General features: G+C 71.3%; 15 protein-coding genes. 10 read left to right on the top strand and 5 right to left on the bottom strand.

The features are described from left to right. The 6 genes from WYO_RS14100 to WYO_RS14075 all read left to right on the top strand — a co-directional run. A partial coding sequence (locus tag WYO_RS14100) for a DNA translocase FtsK (protein ID WP_007563480.1) occupies positions 1-1,358 on the top strand: 1,358 nt, incomplete at its 5' end. Positions 1,359-1,786: 428 nt separating this feature from the next. Continuing rightward, a complete protein-coding gene (locus tag WYO_RS14095) occupies positions 1,787-2,311 on the top strand; it encodes an Hsp20 family protein (RefSeq protein WP_007563478.1) in 525 nt (174 codons plus the stop codon). A gap of 152 nt (positions 2,312-2,463) precedes the next feature. Beyond that, positions 2,464-2,991 (top strand): Hsp20/alpha crystallin family protein, encoded by a 528-nt coding sequence (locus WYO_RS14090; protein WP_007563476.1) that lies wholly within the window; start codon positions 2,464-2,466, stop codon positions 2,989-2,991. 230 nt (positions 2,992-3,221) lie between these two features. Next, positions 3,222-3,638, top strand: a complete 417-nt coding sequence (locus WYO_RS14085; RefSeq protein WP_007563474.1) for a hypothetical protein — start codon at positions 3,222-3,224, stop codon at positions 3,636-3,638. A gap of 16 nt (positions 3,639-3,654) precedes the next feature. Continuing rightward, positions 3,655-4,008, top strand: a complete 354-nt coding sequence (locus tag WYO_RS14080) for a hypothetical protein (RefSeq protein WP_007563473.1) — start codon at positions 3,655-3,657, stop codon at positions 4,006-4,008. Positions 4,009-4,077: 69 nt separating this feature from the next. Continuing rightward, complete coding sequence (locus WYO_RS14075) at positions 4,078-4,833, top strand: NADH dehydrogenase ubiquinone Fe-S protein 4 (protein WP_007563472.1); 756 nt, start codon at positions 4,078-4,080, stop codon at positions 4,831-4,833. A gap of 6 nt (positions 4,834-4,839) precedes the next feature. Here WYO_RS14075 and WYO_RS14070 read toward each other — a convergent pair whose 3' ends face one another. Continuing rightward, a complete protein-coding gene (locus WYO_RS14070) occupies positions 4,840-5,532 on the bottom strand; it encodes a helix-turn-helix transcriptional regulator (RefSeq protein ID WP_007563470.1) in 693 nt (230 codons plus the stop codon). Between the two features lie 126 nt (positions 5,533-5,658). On the opposite strand from WYO_RS14070, the gene WYO_RS14065 reads away from it, so the two are divergent. Further along, positions 5,659-6,090 carry a nuclear transport factor 2 family protein gene (locus tag WYO_RS14065; protein ID WP_007563469.1) on the top strand — a complete coding sequence of 144 codons (432 nt, stop codon included), beginning with the start codon at positions 5,659-5,661 and terminating at the stop codon, positions 6,088-6,090. Between the two features lie 15 nt (positions 6,091-6,105). On the opposite strand, the gene WYO_RS14060 is transcribed toward WYO_RS14065, so the two are convergent. Genes WYO_RS14060 through WYO_RS14050 form a run of 3 tightly spaced genes read right to left on the bottom strand, consistent with a single transcriptional unit; the run spans position 6,106 to position 9,332 of the window. Beyond that, positions 6,106-7,146, bottom strand: coding sequence for an aldose epimerase family protein (locus WYO_RS14060; protein ID WP_007563468.1), 1,041 nt, complete (start codon positions 7,144-7,146; stop codon positions 6,106-6,108). A gap of 14 nt (positions 7,147-7,160) precedes the next feature. Continuing rightward, positions 7,161-8,438 carry a hypothetical protein gene (locus WYO_RS14055; RefSeq protein WP_007563467.1) on the bottom strand — a complete coding sequence of 426 codons (1,278 nt, stop codon included), beginning with the start codon at positions 8,436-8,438 and terminating at the stop codon, positions 7,161-7,163. Positions 8,439-8,480: 42 nt separating this feature from the next. Continuing rightward, a complete protein-coding gene (locus WYO_RS14050; protein ID WP_007563466.1) occupies positions 8,481-9,332 on the bottom strand; it encodes a hypothetical protein in 852 nt (283 codons plus the stop codon). Positions 9,333-9,623: 291 nt separating this feature from the next. On the opposite strand from WYO_RS14050, the gene WYO_RS14045 reads away from it, so the two are divergent. From WYO_RS14045 to WYO_RS14035, 3 genes are read left to right on the top strand one after another with little or no spacing between them, the layout of a single operon-like run. Then, a complete protein-coding gene (locus tag WYO_RS14045; RefSeq protein WP_007563465.1) occupies positions 9,624-10,577 on the top strand; it encodes a lipid kinase in 954 nt (317 codons plus the stop codon). Further along, entirely contained in the window at positions 10,574-11,323 is a 750-nt protein-coding gene (locus WYO_RS14040; RefSeq protein ID WP_007563463.1) for a TerC family protein, read from the top strand. Before WYO_RS14045 ends, WYO_RS14040 begins: the two co-directional genes overlap by 4 nt. 29 nt (positions 11,324-11,352) lie before the next feature. Further along, entirely contained in the window at positions 11,353-12,135 is a 783-nt protein-coding gene (locus WYO_RS14035; protein ID WP_007563462.1) for an ABC transporter substrate-binding protein, read from the top strand. Positions 12,136-12,316: 181 nt separating this feature from the next. On the opposite strand, the gene leuS is transcribed toward WYO_RS14035, so the two are convergent. Then, positions 12,317-14,899, bottom strand: coding sequence for a leucine--tRNA ligase (leuS, locus tag WYO_RS14030; protein ID WP_039902946.1), 2,583 nt, complete (start codon positions 14,897-14,899; stop codon positions 12,317-12,319). Positions 14,900-14,976: the final 77 nt, after the last annotated feature.

Here is a 14,976-nt window from a genome sequence, read left to right as displayed (position 1 = left end):
CCAAGTCCAGCCGCGTGATCGCGCTGGCCGACGATATCGCCCGGTCGATGTCGGCGGTCTCGGCCCGCGTCGCCGTGGTCCCCGGCCGCAACGCCATCGGCATCGAATTGCCGAACGCCAAGCGCGAGACGGTGTTTCTGCGCGAGCTCCTGGCCTCCACGGATTTCGCCGAGAGCAAGCACAAGCTCGCTTTGTGCCTGGGCAAGAATATCGGCGGCGAGCCGATCATCGCCGACCTCGCCCGGATGCCGCACCTCCTGGTGGCCGGCACCACCGGCTCGGGCAAGTCGGTGGCGATCAACACTATGATCCTCAGCCTGCTCTACCGGCTGAAGCCGGAAGAGTGCCGTCTGATCATGGTCGATCCCAAGATGCTGGAACTGTCCGTCTATGACGGCATCCCGCACCTGCTCTCCCCCGTCGTGACCGACCCCAAGAAGGCGGTGATCGCCCTCAAATGGGCCGTGCGCGAGATGGAGGAGCGCTACAAGAAGATGTCCAAGATCGCGGTGCGGAACATCGACGGCTACAATGCCCGCGTCTCGGAGGCCGCCGCCCGCGGCGAGGTGCTGACCCGGACCGTGCAGACCGGCTTCGACCGGCAGACCGGCGAGGCGATCTACGAGGACGAGGCCATGGACCTCGCCCCCCTCCCCTACATCGTGATCGTGGTCGACGAGATGGCCGACCTGATGATGGTGGCGGGCAAGGATATCGAGGGCGCGATCCAGCGGCTCGCCCAGATGGCGCGCGCGGCCGGCATCCACCTGATCATGGCCACGCAACGCCCGTCGGTGGACGTGATCACCGGCACGATCAAGGCGAACTTCCCGACCCGGATCTCCTTCCAGGTCACCAGCAAGATCGACTCGCGCACGATCCTGGGCGAGATGGGCGCCGAGCAGCTGCTCGGTCAGGGCGACATGCTGTTCATGGCCGGCGGCGGGCGCACGACCCGCGTGCACGGGCCGTTCTGCTCGGACAGCGAGGTCGAGAGCGTGGTCGCCCACCTCAAGCGCCAGGGCCGCCCCTCCTATCTCGACGCCGTCACCGCCGACGACGAGGAGGCCGTCCCCGAGAAGGGCGCAAAGGGCAAGGCCGGCGCGGCCGAGCTGGAACTCGACGGCGCCGTGTTCGACCAGGGCTCCTTCGGCGAGGCCGGCGGCGACCTCTACGACCAGGCCGTGCAGGTGGTTCTGCGCGACCAGAAGGCGTCGACCAGCTACATCCAGCGCCGCCTCCAGATCGGCTACAACCGCGCCGCCTCCCTGATGGAGCGGATGGAGACCGAGGGCATCGTCGGCCCGGCCAACCACGCCGGCAAGCGCGAGATCCTGCTGGAGGAGGCTGCGGGCTGAGCCGGCCGCTCTCCCGCAGGCCTAAGGTCTTCACCCATCTTCAAACGAAGCGCGGGTTCCCCCTCTCCCCGCCCGCGGGGAGAGGCCCGCACGGACCTCGTCGTCCGTGCGGGAAGCGGAGGCGCAGCCGGAGCGGCGGTGAGGGGGCGGTTCAGGACGTGCGCCCCGCTGAACCGCCCCCTCACCCTCGGCTGCCGCCTCGCCGCGCCGACGACGAGGTCGTCGCGGCCCTCTCCCCGCAAGCGGGGCGAGGGGCTTCCCACGTGTCGAAGTCCAAAATCCCACGAAAAAAATCGCCCCTCTTGCGGAACCTCCCCGCAAGGCAAACGTTACGCGCGTGCGAGGCTCGGAAACGAGCTCGCCTGTTGGGCGCCGGCCATGGTGTCCGGCGTCTCTTGTAGTCACGTTGCTCAATGGAGGATGTGGTTATGAGGACTTACGACGTTGCGCCCCTGTTCCGGTCGTCCATCGGGTTCGACCGTCTGTTCGAGCTGCTGAACCAGCCCGAGCGCGTCGAGACCACGGCCGCCTGGCCGCCCTACAACATCGAGAAGGTCGCGGACGACCAGTATCGGATCACCATGGCGGTTGCGGGCTTCACGCCCGACGAGATCGAACTGACCCAGCAGGACACGGTGCTGCTCGTGTCGGGCCAGAAGAAGACGCCGGAGAACGAGCGGCAATACCTGCACCGCGGCATTGCGGCCCGCACGTTCCGTCAGACCTTCAACCTGGCCGACCACGTGAAGGTCGTGGGTGCGAACCTGGAGAACGGGCTCCTGACCGTCGAGCTCAAGCGCGAGGTGCCGGAGGCCCTGAAGCCCCGTCGCATCGCCATCGGCGGCGTCACGGCCACGTCCGGGCAGGACAACGCGCCCGCGCAGATCACCGAGAGCAAGGTCGCGCAGGCCAAGGCCGCCGAACCCCGGGTCGCCGAAGCCAAGGCCGCCTGATCGCGGCCGGTCCGAGCCCGGGCCGCCCGATCCGCGGACCGCCCGGGTTCCCCGCTTTGGACGAACGCCATCCCTCGGGGGCCCGCAGGCCCGCGGGCCGCCGACGGTCGATCCCATGAGATGCCCATGATGCCAAACTGAAGGAGGTCCCTATGAGCGTGAGAGATCTGATTCCGTGGAACCGCACGACCGGAACCCCGGCGCCGACCGCCCTGTCGAACGAGGCGGCCAATCCTTTCCTGACGCTCCACCGCGAGGTGAACCGCCTGTTCGACGACGTGTTCACCGGGTTCGGCTCGGTCCCGAGCCTGGCCAATCGCAGCTTCGGCTGGCCCAATGTTGAGCTGGTCGAGGCGGATGGCGGGCTGCGGCTCTCGGCCGAGCTTCCCGGCCTCGACGAGAAGGACGTCGAGCTCCTGGTCGAGGACGGCGTGCTGACCCTGCGGGGCGAGAAGCGCGCCGAGAACACCGACAAGGCGCGCGGCTACTCGGAGCGCAGCTACGGCCGCTTCGAGCGGGTGATCGCCCTGCCCTTCCCGGTCGAGGAAGAGAAGGTCGAAGCGTCGTTCCGCAACGGCGTGCTCACCGTGACGCTGCCGCGCTCGGAAAAGGCGCCGGAGCGGGGCCGCCGCATCGCCATCAACAGCGGCAACAACGGCGGCCAGAAGACGGCGCATTGAGGCGCGCCGCCGCTCGGGCGGGATCACGACGCCTGACGCGGTGGCCGGCCCGGACCGGCAGGACGACCGAGCGAGGACCTGCCGGCCGTGCCGGCCGCCCTGGAGCCGGCCCCGACCGCCTGGCGGCCGGGGCCGGCTCTCGGTCCTTGGTCTGACGCGCTCGCCCGTGCCGAACCGCAATTCCCCGGGCGGCGAGCGGTTCAGCCTTCGCTGACGAGCAGGAGGGTCGCATGCAGCCAATCGATACAACCCCGATCGACACGCATATCGAGCGCCTCGGCCCGATGGCCGCGGCCAATCTGAGGGCGACCGCGGTCGACCCGTTCGAGGCCTTCGTGGCGCCGGGCGACGTGTTCCGGCATCCCCGGGAGGTCCTGTCCTATCCCGGCCTGTCGCGGGCCGAGAAGCGGGCGATCCTGGCCTCCTGGGCCTCGGACGCGCGCGCCGTGGATTCCTGCCCGACGCTGCGCTGCCTGCCCGGCTGCCGCGCCGAGCCGGTGCCGATCGACGACGTCCTGGCCGCGCTCCAGGCACTGGACGGCACGCCCGCGCCCAGCGGACAGGCGACCGGCAAGTCGCGGATCCCGGTGGTGCTCGGCCGCCGCTTGCGGCGCGGCCCGGCGGCCCGGGACGCCGTGCTGAACTGAGACCCGGAGGCGATCGATGACGACCTTCGACCTGAAGGACCGCTATCGCTGGTCGACCCGGCTCCGGCGCAGCCGGGCCGCGCCGCCGGCCGAGGCGGCGGAGCGGGCGACCTGGTCCACCCTCACGGGCTGGATCGCGTCCGCCGCCCTCTGCCTCGCCCTGGCGGCCCTCAGCCCGGCGCCGGCCATGCCCTGGGTCCTGGCGGGATTGCTGAGCGTGTCGGGCTTCGTCTGGCTCGGCGCCGCGATCACCCGGGCCGGGCCGCCGGCCAATGCCACGCACCTCACCGCCTGGGACGCCGCCCTCCTCGCCTTCGCGGCGAGCTTCGGCGTCCAATCCGCGGCGCGCCTCGGGCTGCTGGGCGCCTGAGCGCACCGCATCACCACCATCGCGCCGCCCGACGGCCCGGCTGTCGGGCGCCGCTTCAGGGAGGCAATTATGCAGACGACCATTCAGGATCGCGTGATCGGACTCGGACACAACAATCCCCCCGCCTTCATCGCCACGGCCCCGTGGCTCGCCGGCCGGAAGGCCCTGATCCGGCGCCAGCAGCGTCCGGTGGAGACCTCGGGCCGCGCCCGGGAAGGCACCTGGATCCTCACCTTCGCGCGCGAGACGCCGCCCGAGATCGAGCCGCTGATGGGCTGGACCGGCGGCAGCGACCCCCTCGCCACGGATGTCCGGCTCACCTTCCCGACCCGGGCGCAGGCCATCGCGTATGCGGAGCGCCAGGGCCTCGACTACGATGCGGATCCGGACCCCGCCGAGGCGCCCCGCAAGCGCCCGGTCGGCGCGGCGCGCTCGGATGATCGGCGGCACCCCGAACGCGCGCCGCTTCGGGTGGTGCTCGGCCGGAAACAGGCGCCGGCCGCGCAGCCGGGCTTTCCGGACGGGCCGGAGCTGGAACGGGCGCTGGTCAATCCGGCGGCGGTCTTCGCCACGCCGTCCGCCGTGCTGAACCACCCGCGGCTGCTGCGCGAAGGGAAGCGCGAAATCCTGCGGCGGTGGGCCTGGGACGAGTACCTGAAGGAGGTCGCCGCCGCCGAAGGCATGGCCGAGGGCGAGCCCTCGCAGCTCGAAGCGGTCAAGGCCGCGCTCCTGGCGCTCGGCGAGACCTGGCGTCCGAAACCCTCCGCCCCGGCGGTCGCCGTGCCGGTGCCGCAGGAGGACGAGGAGATGGTCCTCGCCGCGTGATCCACCTTAGGGCGGATCGAGGCCGAGCTCGGTCTTCAGGCCGGCCCAGCCGCGTCGGGTGACCTGCACGGCCCGCGTCGTCTCCGAGCGCCGCAGCCAGCCTTTCGCGCAGAGCTGGCGCATGAGCTGCACGCCGAGCGGACCGGCGAGATGGTGCTCGCGCTCGGTCCAATCGAGGCACGCCCGCGCCAGCCCATGCCGGCCTGGCCTGAGCTGGTGGACCTCCACGCCCAGGCCGGCGAACCAGGCGAGGCCGGCGGCGGGCAGATCGTAACGCTGGCCCTCCGCGGGGCTGAGATAGCCCCGCTCCACCAGGGCACCCGTGACGGCGACGCCCAGCCGACCGGCCAGGTGATCGTAGCAGCAGCGGGCGAATCCGAGGTCCCGCGCGTCCCGGGTTAAGGGCCTCGACCGGACAGGGCCCGTCGCGCCGATCGCCGCGAGCGATTCCAGCGCCAGGGCAACCTGGCAGCCGGCCAGGCGATAGTAGCGATGGCGGCCCTGGGTCTCGACTGCCAGGAGGCCGCCCGCCAGCAGCTTGCCGAGATGCGAACTCGCGGTCTGCGCCGTGACGCCGGCCGCCCAGGCCAGATCTCCGGCGGGCCGCGCCCGGCCATCGAGCAGTTGCATCAGCATCAGGGATCGCGCCGGGTCCGCGATCAGGAACGCCGCCGTGGCGAGACTCGGTTGCGGATTCATGGTCGATCTCCAGCGCAGCCGACCCATCCTGCCACCGGAGCGGCGTGGATGCTTCGACACGCATCGAAGCATCCGGCCTCAAGCCGCCTTTAGGATTCCGGTCATCGCCACCGATCCGAGGCCGCCATGACCGATACCACCGAGGCCGACATCCGCCACATCTACGAACGCTGGCACGCGACGGTGCGGGGCCGCGACATCGACGGTCTGACGGCGCTCTATACCGAGGACGCCGTCCTGGAGAGCCCGCTGGTCTTTGCCGAATCGGGCGGCGGCGCCTCCGGGATCCTGAGGGGCAAGGCGGCGATCCGGGGCTTCTTCGATGCCTCGCTGCGCAAGCCCGGGAGCGTACTCGGCCGCTGGTACCGCACCGGCACTTTCTTCTCCGACGGCCGACAGCTCGTCTGGGAATATCCCCGCGCCACGCCGGAGGGCGATCAGGTCGATCTGGTCGAGGTGATGGATCTCGCGGCCGGGCTCATCGCCCACCACCGGGTCTATTGGGGTTGGGTCGGGTTCCGGGCGCTGGCACCGGGCCTGAACGGACCGGTCGGGTGATCGGTCGCCCTCGGCTCACGCCACCGAGAACCGGAACGTCGTGACCGCCCGGAACACCTCCCCCGGCCGCAGGACCGCGGAGGGGAAGCCCGGCTGGTTCGGGGCGTCCGGAAACCCTTGCGTCTCGAAGCAGACGCCGTCGCCGGAGCGGTAGATCCGGCCGGAGGGGCCGATCAGCGTGCCGTCCAGGTTGTTGCCGGTGTAGAGCTGCAGCGCCGGCTGGGTGGTCGCCACGTCGAGCCGCCGGCCGCTGGCGGGATCGATGCAGGTCGCGGCCGGGCGCAGGGTGCCGGCGGGGCCACGCAGCACGAAGGTGTGGTCGTAGCCCTTGGCGAAGGCCAGTTGCGGATCGCCGACCCGGATGCGCTCGCCCAGCGCGTGCGGGGTCCGGAAATCGAACGGGGTGCCGGCCAATGCCCGGATCTCGCCGGTGGGGACCTGCGTCGCGTCCGTGGGGGTGAACGCGTCGGCCTCGATCTGGACCACGTGGTCGAGGACGCTGCCGGCCCCCTCCCCGGCGAGGTTGAAGTAGCTGTGATTGGTGAGGTTCAGGACCGTCGGCCGGTCGGTCACGGCCTCGTAAGTGATGCGCAGCACCCCGTCCTCGGGCAGGCTGTAGCGCACGCGGACGTCGAGATTGCCGGGAAAGCCCTCCTCGCCGTCGGGAGAGCGCCGGGCCAGGGTCAGGCTCGTGCCGTCGGCCGCCTCCACGTGCCAGAGATGGTTTCCGAAATTCCGGTCGCCGCCATGCAGGGTGTTGGGGCCCTCGTTCACCGGCAGCCGGTAGGTGTGGCCGTCGAGGCTGAAACGCCCGCCCGCGATGCGGTTGGCGTAGCGCCCGACCACGGCGCCGAAGCTCGGGCTCACGGTCTCGTAGCCCGCCAGCGTGTCGAGCCCGAGCACGACGTTGGCGCTGCGGCCGGCGCGGTCGGGCACCTCGATCGCCGTGATCACCGCGCCGAAATCGATGACGTGGACGCGCAAGGCTCCCCGGGCCAGCACGTGCCGGGTGACCGGCTGCCCGTCCGCGGTGACGCCGAAAAGGTCGCCGGGCATGCCGCGATCCCCGCTCAGCGCTTCCAGACGCCGAGCCGCTCGCTGCGGGCGTGGTCCTCGGCCGCCACGAGTTCCGGGCTCGCCTCCGGGGAGGCCCGGCCGCCGCCGTTGAACAGAACGACCTCGGACAGGTCGCGCCCGTTCACCAGGCAATTCATGGTCTCGCTGCCCGGTGCCGGCTGGCAGGTGACCGTGCGTCCGCCGATGTAGCGGGCCAGCTCGTCCGCCTGGCCGCCCCGCACCCACTCGACACCGAACAGATGCACGACCTTGCCGCCGACCTTCAGGGTCGCGGTGTCGATCACCTGGGCCGGGCCGGTGATGGCGTTCGCCGCGGGCGGCGGCGTGTCGGGCTCGGGCTCGCCGCCGGTCTCGGGCGGCGGCGTCACCGTGTCGGCGGCCGCGGGGGGGGATCCGGCCTGGGACGCCGTCGGCGGGGGATTCGTCGGCGCATTGGACGCCTGGGGCGGCGTCGGCTGGGTCGTCGGGGTGCTCGCGGGATCGGGCCGCGGGGGTTCGGGCTCGCGACCGGCCAGGACCAGCCCCGCCGCGACCACCGCCACCAACGCGGCCGTGCTCGCGCCCACGAGCCAGCGGCGATGCCGACGGCCGCTCTCATCCCCGATGCCGGTGCCGAAGCCGAGCCGATCGCGCAGACGGGGCAGGCCGTCGCGCAACGTTTCGCCGAGCCGGCCCGGCCCCTCGTTCCACGCCGCGACCGGGTCCGAACCGCGCTCGGGCGCGGCGCTCTCCTCAGCGACGGGGTGGCCGAACCGCGTCCGCAAGCCCGTCCGCAGGCTCGCGAACCGGCCGGCCGCGTTCTGCGCCAGCACCCGCCCCTGCACCGAGGAGCGCTCGGCGAGCGAGCGGGCACGCTCGGATTGGGTCTCGACGAAACGGGCCGTGGCCGCCTTCATCTCGTAGGCGCCGGTCAGGATCGGCGAATCCTTGGCCTCTTCCGCGACCGGTACGGGGGCTGGCTCGGGTTCCGCCGGCAGGAACAGGGCCGGGTGCCGCGCCTGGAGCTCGGCCACGAAATCCGCGAGCGTCATCGGCTCCGAGGTGCCCGGGCGCAGGCGCGGCACGCCGTGGCGGTCGAGCACCCGGTAGCCGTACGCCCCGGGCACGATCGCCGCCTCGGCCATGAGTTCGAGGGTCCGCACGGAGACCGGGCGCGGCCGCGCCCGGGCGATCGCCGTCCGGATCGCCTCGCGGAGGGCGGCGCGCTCCGGATCGTCGAGCGCCGGACGCGCCGGCGCCGCTTCCTGTTCCGCCACGGTTGAAGACGTCATAAACCCGATCCCGGCATCACCGTGCGCCGCACGGATGCCGCTTTACGCTTTGCCGGGCGAAGGGGCCAGGGTGCCGGCCTGGACGCTCCGGCGCAGGACCCGTCCGCTCTCGCCGACGATCACCGGGCGCGCCCCCGCGAAGCTCACCTCCAGGACCAGCTCGGCCGCCCCGGTGGAGATGGCGCCGCGATCCGGATTCGCGGTGCGGAAATCCACGATCGTGCGGATCGTGCAGGTCTCGGAATCGCAGGCGGTGCGGATCGACCGCGGCTCGTAGCGCCGCTCGGGCCAGCGCTGGACGAAGCTGCGCTTCTCGGCCACGAGGCCGGCCAGGGTGATCGGATGGCCGTAGAACCGTACCCGGCTCCCGTAGAAATGCGGCGCCGCGCCGACCATGGTCTCGCCTGAGCTCGAGACGGTGGCGAGGTAGTTCGCCGCGAGCGCCCGCGCGATGGCGGCCCGCTCGGCGGACGCCGCCGAGACCGGCGCCGGGGCGATGGCGGCCGGCGTGTCGGCGAGCCGGCGGGGATGCGCCGCATGGCGCCGCAGGGGCTCGCGGCTGGCCGGGCGCTCCAGCGCGGCCGCCCGTCTCGGGGCGGCGGCCCGGGTCGAAGCGGCCTTGGGCAGGGCGTCGTCCGCGGGCTCGGGCTTGGCCGCCTGCCTGATCGGCTTCCGGTCCTGCGCCGGCGGCTTGGCCTGTTCCTGAGACGCGGCCTTCGTCGGCTCCTTGGCCGGGGCGGCCGGTGCGGACGCCGCGGTACGCGCCGGCGGATCGACCCAGGAACTGGCAGACGTCGCCCCCTGCTGCTGGGCCGCGGCACCGCCGATGAGGGCCAGGGGCAGGATCACGCCGAGCGCGAGCGCACGGGCAGGGGTGGGAATGGTGGCGGACATCGGTGCCTTCCTGGCGGCCGGGGCGGACGTGATGAGAACGCGCCCGCATGCCGAAGCGGTTCCACGGGTGTTCCGGGCGCGCCCACGACTCTGCCGATCCGCAGGGCCGGCACCAGACGGGGATTGCGTGGATGACGGGGTTGCGCTCGCTCGTTTTGCCACCAAGTCGGGGACAATCTTGGCTGTCGCCCGTTCTAGGTTCTCATCGGGCCATTCCGCCGCCCAGCACATCGAGGTTCCCGTGGCCCCACCCGAGACCGAGGCGACCTCAGACCTGCATCGGAGTCCCCGGTGAGCGCGGGGCAGCGTCGGGCGCTGCTGATCTGCAACGCGAAGGCCCGCAACGGCGGCCTCGACCTCGACGAGGTGCGCAGCATCCTGCGCGCCGGCGGGATCGAGCCGGTGGAGCCGCCGCCGGATGCCGATTGCCGGGACGAGATCCGCGCCCGCGCCAAGGACGTCGATCTCGTGATCCTCGGCGGCGGCGACGGCACCATGAACATGGCCGCGCCGGCCCTGGTGGAGAGCGGGCTGCCGCTCGCCATCCTGCCGCTGGGCACCGCCAACGATCTCGCCCGGTCCCTCGGCCTGCCGCTGGATCCGCTGGCGGCGGCCCGGTTCATCCCGACCGCCCAGCCGCGGCCGGTCGATCTCGGCTGGGTCAACGGCCATTATTATTTCAACGTCGCCAGCATCGGCTTCTCGGCCGAGCTCGCCGGCGAGCTCACGGCCGAATCGAAGAAGACCTGGGGGGTGTTCGGCTACGCGGTCGCGGCCATCCGGGTCTTGCGCCGGGTGCGGCCCTTCACCGTGACGATCGAGCATGACGGCACGACCGAGAAGGTGACCACCATCCAGGTCTCGGTCGGCAACGGCCGGCACTACGGCGGCGGCATGACCGTGGAGGAAGCCGCCACGGTCGATGACGGCAAGCTCGATTTCTACAGCCTCGAAGTCGCCCATTGGTGGCGGCTGATCGCTCTCCTGCCGGCCCTGCGCCGGGGCACCCAGGGACGCGCGGCCGACGTGCGCGCCTTCCAGACGCGGGAGATCAAGATCTCGACGCGCAAGCCCCGGCCGGTGAACACCGACGGCGAGCTGACCACGCACACGCCGGCCCATTTCAAGGTCGTCCCGAAGATCCTCCAGGTCTTCGCCCCCGACCCGGCGAGCCGCCCCGGCCCGTTCCACTTGACTGCCCTCGGCAGCCGCCTCTTCCCGACCAGCGAGACGCCCGAGCCGTGACCGACCTGATTCAGCTTGCCACGCAGCCGGCCGTCTGGGTCGCGCTCGCGACCCTCGTGGTGATGGAGGTCGTGCTCGGCGTCGACAATCTGATCTTCATCTCGATCCTGACCAACAAGCTGCCCGCCGATCAGCAGACCCGGGCGCGTCGGATCGGGATCGGGCTGGCCCTGATCCTGCGGCTCGGGCTGCTGGGCACGGTCGCGTTCATCGTGCACCTGACCGAGCCGGTCTTCTCGGTGCTGGGCCAGGACTTCTCCTGGCGCGACCTGATCCTGATCGGCGGCGGCCTGTTCCTGCTGTGGAAGGCCACCAAGGAGATCCACCACAGCGTCGATCACGATGAGACCGGCGAGAAGACGGTCGGCGGCACGATCGGGTTCGGCGCGGCCATCGGCCAGATCCTGCTCCTCGATCTCGTGTTCTCGATCGACTCGATCATCACCGCGGTCGGCATGACCGAGCATGTGCCGGTGATGATGGTGGCTGTTGTCGTGGCGGTGATCGTGATGCTGGTGGCGGCCGAGCCGCTCTCGGCCTTCATCGCCCGCAACCCGACCGTGGTGATGCTGGCGCTGGGCTTCCTGATCATGATCGGCATGACGCTGATCGCCGAAGGGTTCGGCGCCCATGTGCCGAAGGGCTACATCTACACCGCCATGGCGTTCTCGGCCGGGGTCGAGGGCCTGAACATGCTGGCCCGCGGGCGTCGGCGGGCGGCGGGCGGAGGCCGGAACCAGGCCTGACCACGCGCCCGGAGAGGACGGGATCGACCATGCGGATCGCCGCGGCCCTGTGCGCCCTGCTCGTTTCCGCCCCGGCCCATGCGGAGCCCCGGATGACGCCCTCCCCCGCGATCCTGCACGACCTCGCCCCCACCGGCACGCTGCGGGCGGCGATCAACCTCGGAAATCCGGTGCTGGCCCAAGCCGGACCGGACGGCCCTGCGGGCGTGTCGGTCGATCTCGCCCGGGCGCTGGCGCGGAAACTCGGCGTGCCGGTGGCCTTCGTGACGTTCACCGGGGCGGGCGCGGTCTCGGGCTCGGCCGGATCCGGAACCTGGGACATCGGCTTCCTGGCGATCGACCCGAAGCGCGCCGAGGGCATCGCCTTCACGGCGCCCTACGTGCTGATCGCCGGCAGCTACCTCGTGCCGGCCGCCTCTCCGATCTCGACCATGGAGGCCGTCGATCGCGACGGGATCCGCGTCTCGGTGGGGCGCGGCAGCGCCTACGACCTGTTCCTAACCCGCGCGTTGCGCCACGCCACCCTGGTGCGGGCGCCGACCTCGGCGGAGGCGATCACGGCCTTCGCCCGGGACGGCCTCGAGGTCGCCGCCGGGGTCCATCAGCCGCTTGCCGCCTACGCGTCCACCCACAAGGCGGTGCGGCTGCTGCCGGGGCATTTCATGGCGATTCCGCAGGCGATGGGCCTGCCTGTCGGACGGGATGCGGGCGCGGCCTATCTGGCCGAATTCCTCGCGTGGGCGAAGGCAGACGGACTCGTCGCGCGGAGCTTGGAGGCCAACGGGCAGGATCCCGGGCTGGCGGCGCCGTAGGGATGAGGTTACGGCAAGTCCAATCTACCACCTCATCCTGAGGCGCGAGCGCAGCGAGCCTCGAAGGAGCCCTCCCGCCGGCCGCGCGGTTCCTGGAGGCCTCCTTCGAGGCCTCCGCTTCGCTACGGCACCTCAGGATGAGGGGGTGCGCGGGATAGACAGGCCAATTCCCGGCCAATCATCACACCACCAAATTCACGATCCGCCCCGGCACCACGATCACCTTGCGCGGCGGCTTGCCCTCCAGGATCTTCTGGACTGTCTCCAGGGCCAGGGTGGCGGCTTCCACCGCCTTGGCGTCGGCGTCGCGCGGCACGGTCACGTCCGCCCGCTTCTTGCCGTTGATCTGGACCGGCAGGGTGACCTCGTCCTCGACCAGGAGGCCGGCTTCGGCCTCGGGCCACAGGGCCTGGGCGGCCAGGCCGGGCCGGCCGAGCACCGTCCAGCATTCCTCGGCGAGGTGCGGCATCATCGGGGCGATGAGCTGCACCAGGATCCCCGCCGCCTCCGTCGCCGCCGCGCGCGAGACCGGCCCGCGCAGCCCGTCCTCGAGGGCGTTGGCCAGGGTGTAGATATGGGCCACGCAGCGGTTGAAGCGCAGCCGCTCGATGTCGTCCTGCACGGCGGCCAGGGCCCGGTGGGCGGCCTTGCGCAGGGTGAGGTCGGCGGCGCCGTCACCGGTCGCCGCCTGGGCGGCGTTGACCAGGCGCCAGACCTTCTGGACGAACCGGGCGGCGCCCTGCACGCCCTCCTCGCTCCAGATCACGTCGCGCTCGGGCGGTGAATCCGAGAGCACGAACCAGCGCGCGGTGTCGGCCCCGTAGCTCGCGATGATGTCGTCCGGGTCGACCACGTTCTTCTTCGACTTCGACATCTTCTCGATGGAGCCGATCGCGATCGGCGCCTGAGTTTTCACGTGAAACGCGCGGCGCTCGCCCTCCTCGGTGGAGAACCGGATCTCGGCCGGCGGCACCCAGGCGCCGGTCGCGTCCTTGTAGGTCTCGTGGACGACCATGCCCTGCGTGAACAGGCCGGCGAAGGGCTCGGAGACACCGGCCCAGCCGGTCTCGCGCATCGCCCGCATGAAGAACCGGGCGTAGAGCAGGTGCAGGATCGCGTGCTCGATGCCGCCGATATACTGGTCCACCGGCAGCCAGCGGTCGACCACCGCGCGGTCGGTGGGGGCGTCGGTCAGCCAGGGCGCGGTGAAGCGGGCATAGTACCAGGACGAATCGACGAACGTGTCCATCGTGTCGGTCTCGCGCCGGGCCGGCCCGCCGCATTGCGGGCACGGCACGTTGCGCCAGGCCTGGTCGCGCTCCAGCGGATTGCCGGGCTGGTCGAAGGATACCTCCTCGGGCAGCTTCACGGGCAGGTCGGAGACCGGCACCGGCACCGGGCCGCAGCTCTCGCAATGGATGATCGGGATCGGGCAGCCCCAGTAGCGCTGGCGCGAGACGCCCCAGTCGCGCAGGCGGAACTGGATCTTGCGCTTGGCAACCCCCTCGGCTTCCAGGCGCTGCGCCACGGCCTCGAAGGCCTCCGCGGTGGTCATGCCGTTGAGGAAGCGCGAATTGATCATCCGCCCGTCCTCGACATAGGCGGTGGTGGTGATCAGGAAGGCTTCCGGATCCTGGCCCTCGGGGCACACCACCGGGACGTTGCCGAGCCCGTACTTGTTGGAAAAGTCGAGGTCGCGCTGGTCGTGCGCCGGGCAGCCGAACACCGCGCCGGTGCCGTATTCCATCAGCACGAAATTCGCGACGTAGACCGGCAGCGTCCAGGCCGGGTCGAGGGGGTGGCGCACCGTGAGGCCGGTATCGAAGCCGAGTTTTTCCGCGGTGTCGATCGCCGCCTGGGCCGTGCCCGTGCGCCGGCATTCCTCGATGAAGGCCTGGAGATCCGGGTTATGCGCGGCGACCGTGGCGGCCAACGGATGGTCGGCGGCGATCGCCAGGAACCGGGCGCCGAACAGGGTGTCGGGCCGGGTGGTGTAGACCGTCACGGATTCGGCCGCACCCGCCGACGGCTGGGCGAGGACGAACCGGACCTCCAGACCCTCGGACCGGCCGATCCAGTTCTTCTGCATCAGCCGGACCTTTTCCGGCCAGCGGTCCAGACCGTCGAGGGCCGTGAGCAGGTCCTCGGCGAAGTCGGTGATCTTGAAGAACCACTGGGTCAGCTCACGCTGCTCGACCAGGGCGCCGGAGCGCCAGCCGCGCCCGTCGATCACCTGCTCGTTGGCCAGCACCGTGTGATCGACCGGATCCCAGTTCACCTTGGCGGTGCGCCGGGTCACCAGACCCTTGTCCAGGAAATCGAGGAACATGCGCTGCTGGTGCTTGTAATAGTCGGGATCGCAGGTCGCGATCTCCCGGCTCCAGTCGAGCGACAGGCCCATGGCCTTCAGCTGGTCGCGCATCGACGCGATGTTGGCGTAGGTCCAGTCCCGCGGGTTGACCTTGCGCTCCATGGCGGCGTTCTCGGCCGGCAGACCGAACGCGTCCCAGCCCATCGGGTGGAGCACGTTGAAGCCCCGGGCACGCTTGTAGCGGGCGACCACGTCGCCCATCGCGTAGTTGCGCACATGGCCCATATGGATCCGTCCCGACGGGTACGGGAACATCTCCAGGACGTAGTATTTCGGGCGCCCGTCGGCGTTGTCGGTCTCGAACAGCTTCTGCTCGGCCCAGGCGGCTTGCCAGCGCGGCTCGGCATCCTTGGCGTTGTAGCGCTCGACGGCGGAGGGGGCGGTGCTGGTCATGGGTCCGGCTGGGTCAGGGGCTCGGCGGCTGATCGGGGCCAGCCGCGGCACGTTGCGGCCCAGTAGCATATCTGCGC

The sequence above is a fragment of the Methylobacterium sp. GXF4 genome (genome assembly GCF_000272495.1).
Classification (GTDB): Bacteria; Pseudomonadota; Alphaproteobacteria; order Rhizobiales; family Beijerinckiaceae; genus Methylobacterium; species Methylobacterium brachiatum.
The sequence above is the reverse complement of the archived record's forward strand: the minus strand, read 5'-3'. Positions and strand labels throughout refer to the sequence as shown.